The 16,840-nt window shown below is 63.1% G+C and carries 15 protein-coding genes and 1 riboswitch; of the genes, 11 read left to right on the top strand and 4 right to left on the bottom strand.

All coding sequences use genetic code 11. The features are described from left to right. The first annotated feature begins 580 nt into the window (after positions 1 to 580). The 11 genes from DLM86_RS28670 (at position 581) to DLM86_RS28625 (ending at position 10,377) form a co-directional block, all read left to right on the top strand. Positions 581 to 1,072: a GNAT family N-acetyltransferase gene (locus tag DLM86_RS28670; protein WP_158289706.1), complete on the top strand. Its 492-nt coding sequence runs from the start codon at positions 581 to 583 to the stop codon at positions 1,070 to 1,072. Between the two features lie 44 nt (positions 1,073 to 1,116). After that, positions 1,117 to 1,620: a phage tail protein gene (locus DLM86_RS28665; protein WP_110843481.1), complete on the top strand. Its 504-nt coding sequence runs from the start codon at positions 1,117 to 1,119 to the stop codon at positions 1,618 to 1,620. Between the two features lie 429 nt (positions 1,621 to 2,049). Further along, complete coding sequence (locus DLM86_RS28660) at positions 2,050 to 2,907, top strand: hypothetical protein (RefSeq protein WP_146250323.1); 858 nt, start codon at positions 2,050 to 2,052, stop codon at positions 2,905 to 2,907. A 229-nt stretch (positions 2,908 to 3,136) separates the two neighbouring features. After that, positions 3,137 to 4,387 (top strand): peptidase T, encoded by a 1,251-nt coding sequence (gene pepT / locus DLM86_RS28655; RefSeq protein WP_110843479.1) that lies wholly within the window; start codon positions 3,137 to 3,139, stop codon positions 4,385 to 4,387. Positions 4,388 to 4,589: 202 nt separating this feature from the next. Continuing rightward, complete coding sequence (locus DLM86_RS28650; RefSeq protein ID WP_110843478.1) at positions 4,590 to 5,318, top strand: hypothetical protein; 729 nt, start codon at positions 4,590 to 4,592, stop codon at positions 5,316 to 5,318. A gap of 101 nt (positions 5,319 to 5,419) precedes the next feature. Then, positions 5,420 to 6,115: a response regulator transcription factor gene (locus DLM86_RS28645; protein ID WP_110843477.1), complete on the top strand. Its 696-nt coding sequence runs from the start codon at positions 5,420 to 5,422 to the stop codon at positions 6,113 to 6,115. After that, positions 6,112 to 7,641 (top strand): sensor histidine kinase, encoded by a 1,530-nt coding sequence (locus DLM86_RS28640; protein ID WP_110843476.1) that lies wholly within the window; start codon positions 6,112 to 6,114, stop codon positions 7,639 to 7,641. Before DLM86_RS28645 ends, DLM86_RS28640 begins: the two co-directional genes overlap by 4 nt. 201 nt (positions 7,642 to 7,842) lie before the next feature. Beyond that, entirely contained in the window at positions 7,843 to 8,547 is a 705-nt protein-coding gene (locus DLM86_RS28635; protein WP_110843475.1) for a hypothetical protein, read from the top strand. Between the two features lie 22 nt (positions 8,548 to 8,569). After that, positions 8,570 to 9,085 (top strand): accessory gene regulator ArgB-like protein, encoded by a 516-nt coding sequence (locus DLM86_RS28630; RefSeq protein ID WP_110843474.1) that lies wholly within the window; start codon positions 8,570 to 8,572, stop codon positions 9,083 to 9,085. A 6-nt stretch (positions 9,086 to 9,091) separates the two neighbouring features. Continuing rightward, the gene (locus DLM86_RS31850; protein WP_146250322.1) at positions 9,092 to 9,226 is read left to right on the top strand and encodes an AgrD family cyclic lactone autoinducer peptide; all 135 of its coding nucleotides are present in this window, start codon (positions 9,092 to 9,094) and stop codon (positions 9,224 to 9,226) included. 117 nt (positions 9,227 to 9,343) lie between these two features. After that, positions 9,344 to 9,503: riboswitch (cyclic di-AMP (ydaO/yuaA leader) on the top strand. A 4-nt stretch (positions 9,504 to 9,507) separates the two neighbouring features. Next, positions 9,508 to 10,377 carry a C40 family peptidase gene (locus DLM86_RS28625; protein WP_245954983.1) on the top strand — a complete coding sequence of 290 codons (870 nt, stop codon included), beginning with the start codon at positions 9,508 to 9,510 and terminating at the stop codon, positions 10,375 to 10,377. A 99-nt stretch (positions 10,378 to 10,476) separates the two neighbouring features. Here the strand turns inward: DLM86_RS28625 and DLM86_RS28620 are convergent, their stop codons facing one another. The 4 genes from DLM86_RS28620 to DLM86_RS28605 all read right to left on the bottom strand — a co-directional run bounded on the left by DLM86_RS28620 (position 10,477) and on the right by DLM86_RS28605 (position 16,840). Beyond that, on the bottom strand, positions 10,477 to 12,087 hold the full coding sequence (locus tag DLM86_RS28620; protein WP_158289705.1) for an S-layer homology domain-containing protein: 1,611 nt from the start codon (positions 12,085 to 12,087) through the stop codon (positions 10,477 to 10,479). Between the two features lie 85 nt (positions 12,088 to 12,172). Then, on the bottom strand, positions 12,173 to 14,776 hold the full coding sequence (locus DLM86_RS28615) for a chemotaxis protein CheW (protein WP_110843472.1): 2,604 nt from the start codon (positions 14,774 to 14,776) through the stop codon (positions 12,173 to 12,175). A gap of 45 nt (positions 14,777 to 14,821) precedes the next feature. Beyond that, on the bottom strand, positions 14,822 to 15,247 hold the full coding sequence (locus DLM86_RS28610) for a chemotaxis protein CheW (protein WP_110843471.1): 426 nt from the start codon (positions 15,245 to 15,247) through the stop codon (positions 14,822 to 14,824). 15 nt (positions 15,248 to 15,262) lie between these two features. Then, positions 15,263 to 16,840: a methyl-accepting chemotaxis protein gene (locus DLM86_RS28605; protein ID WP_110843470.1), complete on the bottom strand. Its 1,578-nt coding sequence runs from the start codon at positions 16,838 to 16,840 to the stop codon at positions 15,263 to 15,265.

Genomic DNA, 16,840 nt, shown 5'->3' with positions numbered 1-16,840 from the left:
ACCGTCTTCATCTTGAATTCATCGTTGTAACGCTGCCTGATTTTCCCCATCACGGACACCTCTACATTTTTGATGACTATTATCCGGTTAACGTTACGAAGTGTCCACTTTTTATTCTAGCTGCAGATTTCCGCTTAAATGCCCGGCTGCAGCCCCATCGTCCGAAATAGGGGGATGTTTTCCGTCTATCGGTTCGCCGTCCGTAACCGTTCCACGAACGGTCCGACGTTCGCAACGCTCGCGAACTACGCGGACGGAGCCGTCGGTGCCGCATCGCCAAGGGAAGGCTCCGGCCCCCGTGGCGGTCCACGAGGAGCGATCCGGTCAACTGCGCCGGATTCGGGGCGGTTCGGATCGCGCCTCGCCTTGGCCACTGTCGAGCAGCCGCGCGGGTTCGGCCGACACGGTCGGCGATCTCCTCCGCCGAGCCCGCAAGCGCCGTTTGCCGACGAGCATAGAAGAAGCCGCCTGCGGGCGGTCTTTTTTTATGCCCCGTCCGGGTAGGCCGGTGCCCGCTCCGCTCACCAACGCCGCAGGACGCCAGTATGATAATACGAGGAAGCGGAGGGAGGAGGGGCGGATGACGGACGCAACGATCGAGACGGCGTCGGCGACGTCGGAAGACGAAGCGTTCCTTTTCGAATTGTACGGCAGTACGCGTACAGAGGAAGCGGAGGCATGGGGGTGGGGCGACCGGGAGCGGGAAGCCTTTTTGCTGCAGCAATTCCAGTGTCAGCAGCGCGCCTATCGGCTGCAATACCCGCATGCCGAATGCCGGATCATTCGATGCGACGGGTCGAAGGCGGGACGGATCCTGACGGAAGAAGGCCCCGACGAGATTCGGGTGATCGACATCTCCCTATTGCCGCCATACAGGGGCTTGCGGATCGGGACGGCGCTGTTGAGGCGGTGGCAGGCCGTTGCCGCGGTGTGCGGCAAGCCGCTGACGCTTCATGTGCTTCGCGCCAATCGCGCCCTTAGGCTTTACGATCGTCTCGGCTTTCGCACCGTAAGCGGGGACGAAGCGTACGTCGCGATGGAATGGAGGCGGGGAACGCCGATTCCCGGATGAGCATGCCGCGTCTAAATCACAACAGGGAAGGGGGATGAAACGATATGGCGGACCCTTTTATCGGCGAAATTCGTCTGTTCGCGTTCGGATTCGCTCCGTTGCGGTGGGCCGTATGCGACGGGCAATTGCTCCCGATTAGCCAGCATACGGCTTTGTATTCGTTGATCGGGACGACCTACGGCGGCAACGGCACGACGCATTTCGCGGTTCCCGATCTGAGAGGCCGGACGGCCCTCGGTCAAGGGCCCGGCTTTCCGCTCGGTTTATCCGGAGGCGAGGCCGCGCACGTACTGACCGTCGCCGAAATGCCCGGCCACACGCACCAGGCGATCGCGAGCTCCGATCCGGCCAACACCGTACTGCCGACCGGACGCGTCTGGGCGAGAGCCGAAAACCTCGCGTATACCGACTCCGGCGGCATCCCGATGAGCGGCGCGGCTTTGTCTTCAACCGGAGGCAATCAGCCGCATAACAACATGCAGCCCTTTTTGGTAGGCAACTACTGCATCGCGCTGGAAGGCATCTTCCCGCCGCGCCCGGACACCTGAGACGGCTCCCCGATAACGGCCATCACTCCGATCCCAACGGAGAATGGCCTTTTTTTTGTGCGGTCCAAAAGGGCTTCCCCTAGTCTCTTGCCCCCTACATGTCTGCCCGGCCCCGCATACAATGGGTTCGAGCAGCGGAAAGGAGGTTGGGACGGAATGTCGGTTTGTATCTTCAAAAAGCGCCGTTTTCGAAAAAAGATCGTGGTCCGGCGAAAAGCGGGATGTGCGGTGAAAAGAAAAGCAAGAAAGGTGAGGATCGTTAGGCTTCGAGGGCTTCGTGGCCCGGCGGGACCCCAAGGCCCTGCGGGATTGCCGGGTCCGCAAGGTCCGCAAGGCGTACAGGGCCCTCCGGGTTCCGAGAGCGATACGGGCCTGTTCGGGGACGGCTCGGCGGGCCTCCTTCACGTCCCCGTCGGGCAAACGTTGGACTTGAACACATTGGCCGGTCTCGCCGCTCTGCCGGCCGGGTTCAACCTGCAATTTTCCGAAATCCGGATCGAGGGCACCCTGATCCTCCCGAGCGGCATCGTGCTGCAAGCATCGGGAAACATCCTGATTACCGGTGCCGTCCACGTTCTCGCGGGCGGTGCGGATTCCGGCAACGGCTCGCCGAATCCCGGCGTATCGATCGCGGAGGCGGGGCCGTTTAGCGGCGGAATCGGCCTCGGCCCGCTGCAGGCGTCGCAGATTACGCTGCCCAAGGCGGCGGCCGGCGGAGCGGGGAGCCGCGTCCTGCTGGGCGGCGGAGGAGAAGGAGGCGGCGCGCTCGTCCTGCTTGCCGGTGGCGCGATCCATATCGGCGCCGGCGCGCTGGTCGCCGCCAACGGCAACGACGGTACGAACCCGCAGCTGGCGGGAGCGGGTATCGCGGGCAGCGGCGGGGGCGCGGGCGGGATCATCGTCATGGCCGCGAGAGGCCCCTTGACCGTCGACGGCACGATAACGGCGAACGGCGGCCGCGGAGCGGACGGCTGGGACGGCGACGGGGGCGACGGGGAAGGCGGAGGCGGAGGAGGCTCCGGCGGTATCGTGCATTTGATTTCCGTCCACGCTCCCGTCGTAGCGGGAACGCTCCAAGTCAACGGAGGGACGGGAGGCGGTAACGCTCCGGGCGTAACCGGCATCGTCACCGCGGGCGGCGGCGGTGGCGCCTGCGGCGGCAACGGGGGGAACGGCGGGGGCACTCCGGCTCCCGGGCTGCCCGTCGCCGCTTCCCAGCCCGGACAGATCGGGCAGGCGCTGCAAACCGTGACGCCTACGCCCGAGCATTTGTTCCTGATTTCGTAAGGCGGAGCCGTCCGAAACCCTGCCGGGCTTGGACGGCTCCTTCTTATTCCGCTGCGGCGGCCTGGCGTTTCGGAATGACGAAGAAAATCGGTGTGCGCTCATCCATGCACGACCGGACCGGACTCGAGCGAGCCGTCGCTCGCTTGAGTTTTCGGCGTGACGCCCGCCGTCGGCCGCATTTTCAATCCGGAGTCCGTTGCAGTACAATGGACGAAAGGAGATGAGCGACATGAAGAAAGAGATCATTGAGCGGTTCACCCGATACGTGCAAGTGGACACCCAGTCCGACGAAAGCAGCGAGACGTGTCCGTCCACGCCCGGGCAGCTGACGCTCGGCCGGATGCTGGTCGAGGAGTTGAAGGAGATCGGCTTGGAGGACGTGACGATGGACGATAACGGCTACGTCATGGCGACGCTTCCGGCCAATACGGACAAGCCGGTGCCGACGATCGGGTTCCTCGCCCATCTCGACACGGCGACCGATTTCACCGGTGCGGGCGTCAAACCGCAGCTGGTGGAGAGGTACGACGGCGGCGACATCGTGCTGAACGGGCCGCTCGGCATCGTGCTGTCTCCGCGGGACTTTCCGGAGCTCGCCGGATACGCCGGCCATACGCTCGTGACGACCGACGGCACGACGCTGCTCGGCGCCGACGACAAAGCCGGCATGGCCGAGATCGTGACGGCGATGGCCTACTTGATCCGGCACCCGGAGATCAAGCGGGGGAAAGTTCGCGTCGCCTTCACGCCGGACGAAGAGATCGGCCGGGGGCCGCACCGGTTCGACGTGGCCGCCTTCGGAGCCCAATACGCCTATACGATGGACGGCGGACCTTTGGGCGAGCTGCAGTACGAAAGCTTCAACGCGGCGGCCGCCCGCATCACGTGCAAAGGCAAAATCGTCCATCCGGGCTCGGCCAAGGGCAAAATGATCAACGCCGCGAAAATCGCGATGGAAATCAACGGCCGGCTGCCCGCCGGAGAGGCGCCCGAGCATACGGAAGGATACGAAGGATTTTTTCACCTGGTGTCGATCCAGGGCGACGTCGACGAGACGAAGCTGCATTACCTCATCCGGGATTTCGACCGGAACCGGTTCGAAGGAAGGAAAGCCCGGCTGGCGGCGATCGTCGACGAGCTGAAGGCGGTGTACGGAGAAGACCGCATCGTGCTTGACATCAAAGACCAGTATTACAACATGCGCGAGCGAATCGAGCAAACGCCGGAAGTGGTCGACGTCGCCCGCCGAGCGATGGCGAATTTGGGCATCGAGCCGGTCGTGCAGCCGATTCGCGGCGGAACCGACGGCTCCCAGCTGTCGTACATGGGGCTGCCGACGCCCAACCTGTTCACCGGGGGCGAGAATTACCACGGCCGATACGAGTACGTATCGGTCGACACGATGCTGCAAGCGACGCATCTCATCGTGGAAATCGTAAAGCTGTTCGAGCAGCAGGCCGGCGGGGCGCAGACGCCGTGACAGATAACGAAACAGCGGGGCCGCTTCCTTCGGGAGGCGGCTTTTCGCCGTTCGGCGGACCGTAGGCGGCCATCACATAATTTCCCACAATGCGGCGACAGATTGGCCGTATTTCCCGGTTACGATAAATCACGTGGAGGAGGAAGAACGCGTTCGAATCCAATCCCGACAAAATGATAAAAGAAAGCGAGTGGATCGGAAAATGATCAAAGGTTGGAACGAGCGGGCGCAGGCGAGAGCGGGCAAGCTGGCTCTGACGGCGATGCTGGCGGTCGGCGCGATTGCCGGCATCGGAGGCTCCGCGTACGCGGAGGATACCAAGGAGCAAGCGACCCTCGCGGCATCGGCGGTTACGGTCGCCGCGGCTACGGTGGAGGGCGGAGCGATGACGATCGCCGTATTCGGCCCGGATTCGGGGCTGATGATGACACCGGCGCATCAGCGCCATTACTGGAAGCTGCTCGTGGACGCATACGCGCCCGACTTGGCAGCGGCCTGGGGACAAGCGCTCGAGGAGCGCAAGCAGGTGGAGGCGACGATTCCGAAGGCCGAGCCGATTAGCGTACACGTATCGGACATCAAGGAGCTTCAACCGGCCGACGAGATGAAGAAGCCGATCGTCGAGCACAAGCTGCAGCCGCTTCCCGAAGCGGGCACCCGGGAGAAGGGAGTCGGGGAGATCCGGTTCGAAAAATCGAATGCGGTCGAGGCCGTTCCTGCTATAATGGACAAAGAGCCGCCGGCCCCGATCGCCCGGCAGATCAAGCTGAGCGAGGCGGTCGAAGCCGGCGACGCGCAAGCGATCCGCGACCTGCTGCCGCAGCTGTTGGACGATTACCGCAAGCAGACGGCGGAGTTGAAGGAGCGGCTGGCCAAGCTTCCGTCGAGCGATTCGACGGAGAGCGCGACGAAGAACGAAGACGACGCGTAAACGAGCGGACGCGGACGCAAACCGGGACGAGCTTCATGGACCCGGTTTGCTTTCGTCCGTTACGGACGCATAAACGAACGAACAAACGGAGGAGCCGGACCATGTATCGCATTCATTTGGTCGAGGACGAAGCGGACTTGAGCGGGCTGCTGGCCGCTTATATGGAGAAGGAGGGCTGGCGCGTCCGGCAGTTCGGGGACGGCGCCGCCGCTCTGGCCGCCATCCCGGAGCGGCCGGATTTGTGGGTGCTCGACATCATGCTTCCCGGCGGAACGGACGGTTACCGGCTCGTGCGCGAAATCAAGGCGGACCGGCCGCAAATGCCGGTTATATTCATTTCGGCGCGAGATGCGGACATCGACCGGATCGTCGGGCTGGAGCTCGGCAGCGACGACTATTTGGCCAAGCCCTTCCTGCCGCGGGAGCTGATCGTACGCATGCGCAAGCTGCTCGAGCGGGTGTACGGGACGAGGACGGACGACGAGCCGGGGCTCGCGGGGCGGCCGATCAAGCTGGCCGTGCCGCCTTATGCGGTCGACGTACAGGCAAGAACGGTGACCGACGGGGACGGCCGGCCGGTCGAGCTGACGGCCAAGGAATTCGAGCTGCTGCGCTATTTGGCCGCGCATGCGGGCCAATTGTTGAGCCGGGAGCAAGTGCTGGGTGCGGTGTGGGGCATCGATTACTTCGGATCCGATCGGGTGGTGGACGACATGGTGAGGCGGCTTCGCCGCAAAATGCCGGACATGCGTCTGGAAACCGTATACGGCTACGGATACAGGATGGTGCGGGGATGAGATGGGGACGCTGGCCGCTGGCCGTCAAGCTGTGGGGGACGTTCGCCGTCCTGACGCTGTTTTTGTTCGCCATGCTGGCGGCTCTGCTGCCGTGGCTGCTGAAAGATTTTTTTACCGACCAAATTTACGGCATTTTGGCCGACTCCCAAGCGAACGTGCAAACCGCGTGGAAGGCCGCACCGGCACCCGGCGTCCCGGCGGAGCCCGCCGGGAACGTCGTCTCGATCATCGTCGGGAACGACTCCGAAGCGATTACGGTCGCATCGTCTCCGGCCGTCATCGCCGAGCGGATCGAAAGCGAGGCGGGAGGTCCGCCTCCCCGCTTGGAGGCGGGGCCGGTCCTGTCGGCGCAAACGATGCCGGCGGTTCGCCATTTCATCATCGGCGCCTCCTCGAGCCTATCGGCGGCGGAAGGCGCAGCGGCGCCGCCCGACCGGCCCCCCGAATCGTTCGCGTCCGTCATCGAGCACAACGCCGCCGTACAGGCCGGACCTATCGGGAAATATTCGCTCGCCATCGGCGATACGACGATGTTTTACGTCATCCGCAAAGAGACGGATGCGGCCAACGGGGGAATGAGCTATATCGTTTCTTACGCCTGGGGCAATTACCGCAACGATCTGGTCAATACGATGTACGGCCGGCTCGTCCTGCTGATGGTCGGGCTGATCGTCGTCTGCTGGCTGCCGTGCCTGGCGCTGGCGCGATATTGGACGCGGCCGCTCGTGCAGATGGAGCGGCACGTCGGACGCCTCGCCGAGCGGGATTGGCACGACCCGCTCGAGACCGGCGGCCGGAACGACGAGATCGGCCGGCTGGCGTCGGCGATCGAATCGATGCGGCAGCGGCTCGTGCGGCAGGACAAGGCGCAGCAGTTTTTTTTGCAAAACGTCTCGCACGAGCTGAAGACGCCGGTCATGGTCATCCGCAGCTATCTGCAGTCGATTCAGGACGGCATCTTCCCGAAGGGGACGCTGCGGGGCAGTCTCGGCGTCATGATGAAGGAAGCCGAACGGCTCGAGCGCCGCGTCCGCGACCTGCTGCTGCTGAACAAGCTGGAGTTCATGTCGACGCGGGAGAAGACGTTCCGGCCGTTCGCCGTCAAGCCCGTTGTCGAGGATGCGGTGGAGCGGCTCCGCTGCAGGCGGCCGGACGTGGTCTGGGAGCTCGACGTCGCGGAAGAAGCGAGGCTGGTCGGCGATGCGGAGCAGTGGAGCGTCGCGATCGAGAACCTGCTCGACAACCAGCTTCGCTTCGCGCAGTCGACGATCCGCATCGCGGCAAAGCCGGGAACCGGGGAGTCGCAGCCCGATATCCGGATCGCCAACGACGGACCGCCGCTGGACGAAAGGGAGGCCGAAAGTTTGTTCGAGCCGTTCCGCACGGGCGAGAATGGCCAATTCGGCCTAGGCCTCGCCATCGTCAAGCAAATCGCGGACCGTCACGGCATGATCGTGCGGGCGGCGAACGAGCCGGGCGCCGTCGCCTTTTACTTGGAGCCATGTCCTCATCGCGAAGCCGGATAAAGCCGAGGCCCCTCCCGGCGCGTCGAAGCCGGCCGATCTGTCGAAGTCCGATCCCGTCCGCCAGGCGGGACGGGCTTTTTGGCGTTCGCTTGCGGTTCAAGCTCGGCTATCGCACGAAAAACCGGACTGGAACCAAAAGCCGAAGGACTTTTGACGACTCTTGTCGTATAATATTAGTAGATCGGATAGATAAAACATGGGGTGGTCGCCATCATTACGGAATCGGTCAAGCTTCTGTTCGGGACGTTGGAATTTTTCTCTATCGTCATGCTGTCGTTCTCGTTGTTCCGCCTGCCGATTCGGTATAGCGTGTGGAAAATCGCGGTCGTCTCCGTAGTGGTCACGCTCATCTCCCTGTACCAGCGGGATTATGTCGGAGTGGGAGAAACGGCCGTACTGGCCATGATCGTCGCCTACATACTGCTGGTTTCGTTTCTGTTCAATATTCAGCTGATGTTCGCCGCCGTCATCTGCATGTTCGGTTATTTGGCTTATGCCGTCATCCAGCCTCTGCTCGCGATTCTGATCATCGCGACCGGCTGGACGACGTTCGAGGAGATGCAGGCGTCGCTGTTCCAAGGGTCGCTGCTGCAAGCCGTTTCCTCGCTCGTCGTGCTCGGGATCGTGTTCTGGATGACCCGACGCAAGCTGGGCTTCATGTTCATCCAGAAGCGGATTACGTTCTCGAGCAGCACCCGGGCGTACAACCTGTTCCTGCTGTCTCTGCTGCTCGCGGGGATCGGGGCGATCCAGCTTACGGTCATCTCGTTCGCGGAGAATACGAACATCCTTGCCGTTCTCGCCGCCGTTCTGCTGATCTCGGTCGTGGGACTGGTCGTTACGTACAAGAAGAACAAGCGGGAAATCAACGAGAAGTACGATCGTTTGAAGTCGAGGCAACATTAAATCCGAAACGGGGGCTGCCGTCATGATCGATTCGATGGCCGGCCGCATGGCCGAATCGCTGAAGCGGGCCAATCCGGAGCGTACGGCCAGCGTGGCGGTCATGCGGTTCTCGCTCATTTTGCTGCTGAACGCGCTGGCCACGGTCGCGCTTTGTCTCGCGATCGGATGGGCGACCGGCAGGCTGGCCGAGACGGCCGTCGTGCTGGCCGGATTCGTCGTCCTGCGTTTTTTCTCCGGGGGCTTCCACTTGAAGTCGTCCGACGCCTGCGTCGTCTTCTCGACGGCGATCATCTCGGCGCTTCCCCATCTGTCCGTACCGGATTGGACGATGCGGCTCACGATCGCGAGCGCGGCGCTCGCGGCGCTGCTCGCGCCGACGAAGGTGGAGAATCAGATTCAAGTGTCGGAAGGGCATAAGCCGTGGTTCAAGCTGATCTCCGTCTTGATCGTATGCACCAACTTCGCGATCGGCTCGGAATCGTTGGCCAAAGCGTTTTTCGTACAAGCCCTGCTCCTTATTCCGATGAGAAGGAGGTGAGAGTCAATGATCAAGCGTTACGCGGCCCAATGGATCTCGGGTATTCTGACCGTCGTCGCCACCGTGTTCGTCACTCCGCAATCGGCTTTGCTCATACATAAGCCGGAAGTTCCGACCGAATTGTTGAACCGAAAAAAATGAGCGTTCCTATTTTCGCTCCCGGAGCTTCGCGTTCCGGGAGTTTTCTTTTCGTACAAAGGTGCCGTTTTCTGGGGGTTGAAGCGACAGGGATGCTGTGCTAGGCTAAACCAGTATCAAAACCAAATCAGGCCGAATCCGGGTATGCCGAATGCCCGGTACGGGGGACGATTTCCATGGGGTGAATGTCCGGCGGCGCGTAAGGAGACGCGCGATCGGATAAGGGAGCATCCTCTTCCCTAACCCGTCAACTAACCTCGGAGGCACCAGGAGGGAACAACGCTTTGAAACGTTTGCTGAAAACGGTTGTTTTGTCATGCGCCGTTTGGCTGTCCGCCTCGGCCGCACACGGAGCGACGGCGTCTGCGGACTCCGCCGGTCCGGATGTGAAAATCCAGATCAACGACAAGCTGGTCGCCTTCCCCGAAGCGCAGCCGTACATCGACGGGCAGGGCCAGACGCTCGTGCCGGTCCGGCCGGTTTTCGAAGCGATGGGCTACCGGATGGATTGGAGCATGGAGGGCGACGGCGTGGAAGTGGCGCTGCAGGACGCGAAGCGGAAGACGATCGAGCTGAAAACCGGCACGAACGAGGTGCGGGTGGACGGCAAAAAGATGACCGTGCCGACCGGAGCCCAGTTCCGCGACGGGACGGTTTACGTGCCGCTGCGGGTCGTGTCGGAATCGTTCGGCTATATGGTGCAGTGGGACAACGACAACGGCATCGCGATCGTATGCCAGGACGGCAAGTATCATTCCCCGGCCTGGTACAAGCCGGTGCCGGCTCCCGAGCCCGCGCCGTCCGCGAAGCTGCTCGACGCCGCGAAGACGATGATCGGCGTGCCGTACGTTTGGGGCGGAACGACGCCGGACGGCTTCGACTGCTCCGGGTTCGTCAATTACGTGTTCGACGGCCTCGGCGTCGACCTGCCGAGAACGTCCCGCTCGATGTACGATACGGCCGGCCGGACGGTAACCGGGCTGCAGCCGGGCGATCTCGTCTTTTTCAACATCGGACGGGTGACGACGCATGTCGGCATCTACATGGGCGAAGGCCAGTTCATCTCGGCGACGACATCCCGCGGCGTTCGCATCGACTCGATCTGGAGCTCCTATTGGGGGCCGAAATACATAGGCGCGAAACGCGTCTTGTAAGGGGTATGGGCAAAAACGCCGACAAAAAAACGCAGGCCGCGTAACGGGCTTGCGTTTTTTTGTCATGCCTCTTGTCGCTGCGGGGAACAGGCCGGCCGCTCAAGCGCGCTTGTCGACCAGAGGCGCGAGACGGTCCATCAGAGCCGCCATCTGCGACCGGAGGATCGGATAGGCCGGACGGAACAGGCCGGGCTCGTAGCCCTGCAGGGCGCCCTGCTCGGCGAGGGCGAGGACGTACGGATACGCCCAGCCGTCCCGGCGGACGTCCGCGAACGCGTTCACGGCCGCCGGCGACGCCGTCACATGCAGCGCGCGGGCCAGCATGGCCGCCATCTGCTCGCGCGTCACCGCCGCGTCCGGCGCGAACGTGTCGGCGCCCACGCCGTCGACGATGCCGGCCTGCTTGGCGGCCGCGATCTCGCGGTACGCCCAGTGCGTCGCGGGCACGTCGGCGAAGGCGGCCGCGCCGCTTCCGGCGGCGGACGTCCCGCCCGGCGCCAGCGCACGCGCCAGGATGGCGGCCGCCTGCGCCCGCGTCAGCGCGAGCTCGGGCGCGAACCGGTTCGGCGCGGTGCCGTTCATCCAGCCGCGCGCCGCCACGGAGGCGATCGCGTTGCGCGCCCAATGCGCCTCCGCGTCCTCGAACGTCGCGCCGTTCACCCACAGCGTCATAAAGTCCCACAGGCCGGGCTGCTCCTGGCCGAGGCTCCAGCTGCCGGCTCCTTTCAGCCCGTACCGGTCGATCAGCTCCAGCTTCTTCTTCATCGACCGCTCGTCCTCGTGCCAGATGACGTATGTACCCGGCGTCAACGTCTTGTAGCCGACGACCGGAAGCGGATCGCCGTCCCGGATCGTGAAGGTGCTGACGGCCGACTCGCTTGCCGCATCGTAGGAGGTCGACCCGCCGTAGCGGGCGACCAGCCGGTCCACGTCGCCGTTCGCGATGCCGTCTCCGTTGATCGTGCCGTCCGTCTTCCAGAACCGTCCGTAGAACGGCAAGCCGAGGACGAGCCGGTCGGCCGGAGCGGCCTTCAGCGCGTAGCGGATCGACTGCTCGACGAAGGCGAGACTCGCCACGGGGCCGGGCGTCGTGTCGCCGATGGACGTCTCGTCGTAGGCCATGATCATCAAATAGTCGCTGGTTCGGGCCAGCGCGGCGTAATCGTAGGAGCCGTGCCATCCCTTCGTCCACCCCTGCGGGTTGGCGCTGACGGCGACCGACACTTCCTTGCCGGCCGGGAGCGCCTCACGAAGCTTCTTTACCAAATCGGTATAATCGTCCCGAGACGTTTCCGTCACGTTCTCGATATCGACGTTGACGCCGTCCAAGCCGTACGACTCGATCGCCTGCACGAGCTGTGCGACCAGCGCGTCGCGTCCGGCCAAGGCGGCAAGCCCGACTTGGCGGTCCCAATGGTTGCTTAAGAAAGGGACGACCTTCAAGCCGCGTTCGTGCATGTCGTCGACGAACGCCCGGTCGATTTTGCCGGTAACCTGCAAGCTTCCGTCGGCGTTCAGGTCGAAGTAGCTCGGGGAGACGACTTGCAGGGCGCCGTCCGTCCGGTCGACAAACCGCACGTAATCGGACGTTTTCCCGGTATACAGATACGACATTTGGAAGCGCGAGGCGTCTGCCGAAGCTCCCGCGCCCCACAGCAAAAAGGCGGCCGTTGCGGCCGCCATCCAACGAAGGCGAGTACGAACGGTCATGATCGCTATGTCCTTTCCGCGGAGAAGTATGTAGTCTATCTCCATTGTGCAAAAAGGACGCCGTTCGGACAACGCGTAAATATTGTCAGTACGCCGCCAGCTCCTCCGTGCGCAGCGCATAATCGATGTTCAGGACGACGATGAACGAGTCGTTCTGCTTGTAGATGCCCTGGATCAGCTTACCGTCGTGTCTCGCGGAATGATCCGGCGCCGCCTCGATGTCGCTCTGCTGCACCTTGACGACCTCGGTCACCTGATCGATCAGGATGCCGACGTCCCGGCTTCCCGCCTCGATGACGATAATGCGCGAGCGGGTCGTCGGCTCCCCGCCGGGGAAGCCGAAGCTTTGGCGCAAGTCGAATACCGGCAGCACCGCGCCGCGCAAATTGATCATGCCGAGCATGTTGGCGGGGGCGTCGACCATCTTCGTGATGGCCGGCACCGTAATGATTTCTTTCACCTTCGCAATGTCGAGCGCGAAATGCTCCGTACCGAGCCGGAACGTCACCAGCTGGCATTCCCTCGAGCGGACGAGCTGCTTCTGCTGGGCGTCCTGTTCCTTGGACAGCAGGAGGGAGCCTTCCTCCTTGACGACCGAGCCGACGTCGAGGATGAGCGCGACGTTGCCGTTCCCGAGAATCGTCGAGCCGGAAATGTACGGGACGTCCCCGACGAACCGGCCGAGCGACTTGATGACGATCTCCTGATTGCCGAGCGTCTTGTCGACGACGAGACAAACCCGCTTGTCCGCGATGCCGAGGACGACGACGAACATGCGGCGGTCCCGCGCGTCGTCCCGGGGCTCGTCGAGGCGGAGCCGGCGGTGCATCCGCACGAGCGGGAACACGGTGCCGCGGATGACGCACACTTCGCGGCCCTGAATCGTCTGGATTTCCTGCGGCTGCAGCCGGACGATCTCGAGGACGTTGACGAGCGGGATGGCGAACGTGCTCTGGCCGAGCTTCACGAGCAGCGAGCGGATGATCGCCAGCGTGAGCGGCAGCTTGATCGTGAACACCGTCCCTTCTCCCGGGGACGTATCGATGTCGATGACGCCGTTCAGCTTCTCGATGTGCGAGCGGACGATGTCCATGCCGACGCCGCGGCCGGACAGCTCCGTCACCTTGTCGGCCGTCGACATGCCCGAATGGAAGATGAGGAAGACAAGCTCCTTGTCGGTCATCCGGCTCGCTTCCTCGGGCGTAATGAACCCTTTGCGGATGGACGCCTGCTTGATCTTCTGCGGATCGATGCCGCGGCCGTCGTCGGCGATCGAGATGACGATCTGGTTTTCCTGGTGCGACGCCTTCAGGATCAGCTTGCCCTTCCTCGGCTTGCCGAGCCGCTCGCGCTCCTCCGGGCTTTCGATGCCGTGGTCGGCGGCGTTGCGCAAAATATGGATGAGCGGGTCGCTGATTTCTTCGATGAGCGTCCGGTCGAGCTCCGTCTCCTTGCCTTCCATGACGAAGTCGATTTCTTTGCCGGCCTGCAGCGCCACGTCGCGCAGCATGCGCGGGAACCGGTTGAACAGCTGCTCGATCGGGAGCATCCGCGTCTTCATCATCCCTTCCTGCAGCTCGCTGACGACGCGGCTCAGATGGTTGCTGATGTCGTTCAGCACGGCGATGTCGCTATGGTCTTTGAACTGCTGGGTGAGCCGGTTTTTCACCTCGAGCAGGCGGGTGTTGTCGATAATGAGCTCGCCGACGAAGTTGAGCAGCTTCTCCAGCCGGTCGACGTCGACCCGGACCGTCGGATTCACCTTGACCTTCGACGCTTCCGCCTTCGTCTTGCCGGCTTCCTCCGGGGCGGCGGAGGCCGGGTCGCACGCTTCCTGCCCGTATTCCGCGGACAGCCCCAGCGCCGGCACGTCGGCGGACGGCGGCGTCTCGGCGGGCGGCTCCGCGACGGCTTCCGCCGCTTCCGCCCGGTCCCGGTCGAGCCGCCCGATATCGAACGAATCGATTTGGGACGCCAGCCGCAGCGCCCCCGACAGCGTCTCCTCGTCCCGCTTCGTCGCGAACAGGATGCGGTATTCGGAGACGGCGTCCTGCGCGTTCGCATCCGCCTCGGGCGACATCGCCAGCACATGCCCGGATTCGTCCAAGCCGTTGCAGATGATCATGATGCGCGCCTGCTTCATCTCCGCGTCGGGCTGGAGCGCGATGCGCAGCGAATACACGTCGAAGCCGTCGTTCCAATACGGCTGCAACGCGCCGCGGATGTCGGGACTCCATGCATGCCCGGCGGGCGCCGAAGCCTCGTGGGGCGCCGCGGTCGCGTCTCCGGACGAGGCGGCGGAGGCGTGCTCCGCTTCGTCGAGCATGCGGATGAACGGGGAGATGTCGGTCTCGCTCTGACGTTCCTCGATGATGGCGATTTTCAGCACCTTGATATAGTCGATCGCCCGGAACAGCACCGTCACGAGCTCGGAGCTGACCGACAGCTGGCGGTTGCGGATTTTATCGAACACGTTTTCGATCGCGTGCGTCAATTCCTTCAGATGCTCGAACCCCATGGCGGCGGAAGAGCCTTTCAGCGTATGGGCCGCCCGGAAAATGCGCTGGATCGTCTCCATGTTGGAGCCGTCGTGCTCCAATTCCAATAGTTGCTCGTTCAATATTTGCAGCTGCTCGTCCAACTCGTCCATAAGAATGCCCAAATACGCGGACATGTTCGGATCGGTCATGAAAGCCGCCCTCCTCTCGATGCCAATGTCCTGATGCGCGTGCCTTTATTGCAAAATCCGGTCCAGCTTCAAAATGCTGACGAGCTCGTCGCCCGACTTGCCGATCCCCTCGATGAAGCCGTGGTCCGTGCCGCCGGTTCGTTCCGGAGGAGGCTGGATCTCCTCGAACGACGTTACTTGGTACACCTGGTCGACGATCAAGCCGACCATCGATTCCTGATAGTTGACGACGACGATCCGCGTCGCCTTCGTGTCGGCCGCCTCCGGCAGGCCGAACCGTTTGCGCAGACTGACGATGGGCGCGACTTTGCCGCGCAGGTTGATGACGCCGATCAAGTACGGCTTGCTGTTCGGCACCTCGGTGAGCGGCTGGACGCGAATGATCTCGTGGATGTCCTGAATATGCAGGGCGAGCCGTTCGGTGCCGACCCGGATTTCGACGAATTGACGGGATGTAATAGGGACGGACATGCGGATACCCCCTCGTTAACGGATTTTGAAAGATGCGACCGTCGCGTTCAAGTTTTCCGACAGCCGGGCAAGCGATTGGGAGGCGGCGGCCGTCTCCTGGGAAGCGGCGGCGGACTGCTCGCTGGCCGCGGCGATCGTCTCGACCGACTGAAGCACCTCGGCCGATTGGGCCGCTTGCTCCTCGCTGGCGGCGGCGATTTCGCCCACTTGCTCGGCCGTTTCGTTCACCTTGTCGACGATGTGGGAGAAGGCGGTGTCGATCTGTCTCGACAGCTCGACGGCGGCGGAGACGGCCGTTACGCTCTCCGTCGTGTTCGCCTGCATCCCTTTGATGATGGCGGCGATTTCCTTCGTCGCGTCCCCGCTCCGCTCCGCCAGCTTGCGGACCTCGTCGGCGACGACGGCGAATCCTTTGCCCTGTTCGCCGGCGCGCGCGGCTTCGATGGCGGCGTTCAAGGCCAGCAGGTTCGTCTGGTCGGCGATGTCGTCGATGACGGAAATGATTTGGCCGATTTTGTCCGAATCGTTCTGCAGCTTTCCCATCTTCCCTTCCAGCTGCCGGATCGCTTCGATCGACGCATGGATCGTCGTGCCGCCTTCCTTGGCGACGGCTCTGGCCTGCGAGGACAGCTCCGCGGCGGATTCGGCGTTGCGGGCGACGGAATCGATCGCGCGCGACAGCTCGCGGAACAGCTCGTTCACCGTCTGGGCCGCGCTGGCCTGGTTGGTGGCGCCGTTCGCGATATCCTCCGTGCTGCCGGATATTTGCTCCGCGGTCGCGGCCACGCTTTGCGACGATTTAAGGACGGAGCCGATCATGTCCGTCAAGCTGCTCATCATGTCGTTGGTCGAACGGGCCAGCGTGCCGATTTCGTCCCGTTGGGCGACGGTCAGGGCGTCCACGGTCAAGTCGCCCCGAGCCACCTTCTGTACCGTATCGGTCACGGCGATAAGCGGCTTCGTAATGCTGCGCGTCAAGAAGAAGGCGGTGCCCAAGCCGACGACGAGAGCGGCCGCGAGCAGGATCGTCATGACGGCAAGGGCGCTCGAATAAAGGCTGTCCGACTCGTCGCTGGCCTCGACGGCTCCGTTATGGTTGAAAGCGATCATCTTGTCGATCAGAGGCGCCATGTCGAGCAGCTGCTTTTGCTCGGCCTGATACAGCGGGAACGATTGTTCCACCGGGCTTTTCCGGCTGACCGCAAGCGTCGCCTCGTGCAGCTTCGTCAGCTGGTCGTAGCTTTTTTTCAATTGGTCGAAGTTGGCCCGATCTTCCGCCTCGACGATCGTCGATTCGTAGCGCTGCATCTCTTGGACGACGGACTGCGCCAAGGCGGCCAGCGTCTTCTCCTGCTCCGCCTTCGCTTCGGCCGTCGCAGCCACGACGTGGTTCATCGTGACGACCAGCATCCTCTGAAGCTGGGAATTGATCTTGTTGATCGATTCCACGCCGGGCAGCCATACGCCGGTAATTTCGTCGGTTTTATGGTTCAGGGCGTTCATGCGGGAGAACGACGTCAAGCCTACCGCGATCGCCAACAGCAGCAGTATGATGAATCCGGCGTACATTTTTTTGCCGACGGTCCAGATCAA

It is taken from the genome of Paenibacillus flagellatus (assembly GCF_003217775.1).
GTDB classification, from domain to species: domain Bacteria; phylum Bacillota; class Bacilli; order Paenibacillales; family NBRC-103111; genus Paenibacillus_AB; species Paenibacillus_AB flagellatus.
This window is presented reverse-complemented; position numbering and strand designations above follow the sequence as displayed.

Bases quoted from the DNA above. Each gene is read 5' to 3' on its own strand.
- DLM86_RS28670 (WP_158289706.1), top strand. From the start codon at position 581: ATGACGGACGCAACGATCGAGACGGCGTCGGCGACGTCGGAAGACGAA.
- DLM86_RS28620 (WP_158289705.1), bottom strand. From the start codon at position 12,087: ATGACCGTTCGTACTCGCCTTCGTTGGATGGCGGCCGCAACGGCCGCC.
- DLM86_RS28665 (WP_110843481.1), top strand. From the start codon at position 1,117: ATGGCGGACCCTTTTATCGGCGAAATTCGTCTGTTCGCGTTCGGATTC.
- DLM86_RS28640 (WP_110843476.1), top strand. From the start codon at position 6,112: ATGAGATGGGGACGCTGGCCGCTGGCCGTCAAGCTGTGGGGGACGTTC.
- DLM86_RS31850 (WP_146250322.1), top strand. From the start codon at position 9,092: ATGATCAAGCGTTACGCGGCCCAATGGATCTCGGGTATTCTGACCGTC.
- DLM86_RS28650 (WP_110843478.1), top strand. From the start codon at position 4,590: ATGATCAAAGGTTGGAACGAGCGGGCGCAGGCGAGAGCGGGCAAGCTG.
- DLM86_RS28645 (WP_110843477.1), top strand. From the start codon at position 5,420: ATGTATCGCATTCATTTGGTCGAGGACGAAGCGGACTTGAGCGGGCTG.
- DLM86_RS28610 (WP_110843471.1), bottom strand. From the start codon at position 15,247: ATGTCCGTCCCTATTACATCCCGTCAATTCGTCGAAATCCGGGTCGGC.
- pepT (WP_110843479.1), top strand. From the start codon at position 3,137: ATGAAGAAAGAGATCATTGAGCGGTTCACCCGATACGTGCAAGTGGAC.
- DLM86_RS28615 (WP_110843472.1), bottom strand. From the start codon at position 14,776: ATGACCGATCCGAACATGTCCGCGTATTTGGGCATTCTTATGGACGAG.
- DLM86_RS28630 (WP_110843474.1), top strand. From the start codon at position 8,570: ATGATCGATTCGATGGCCGGCCGCATGGCCGAATCGCTGAAGCGGGCC.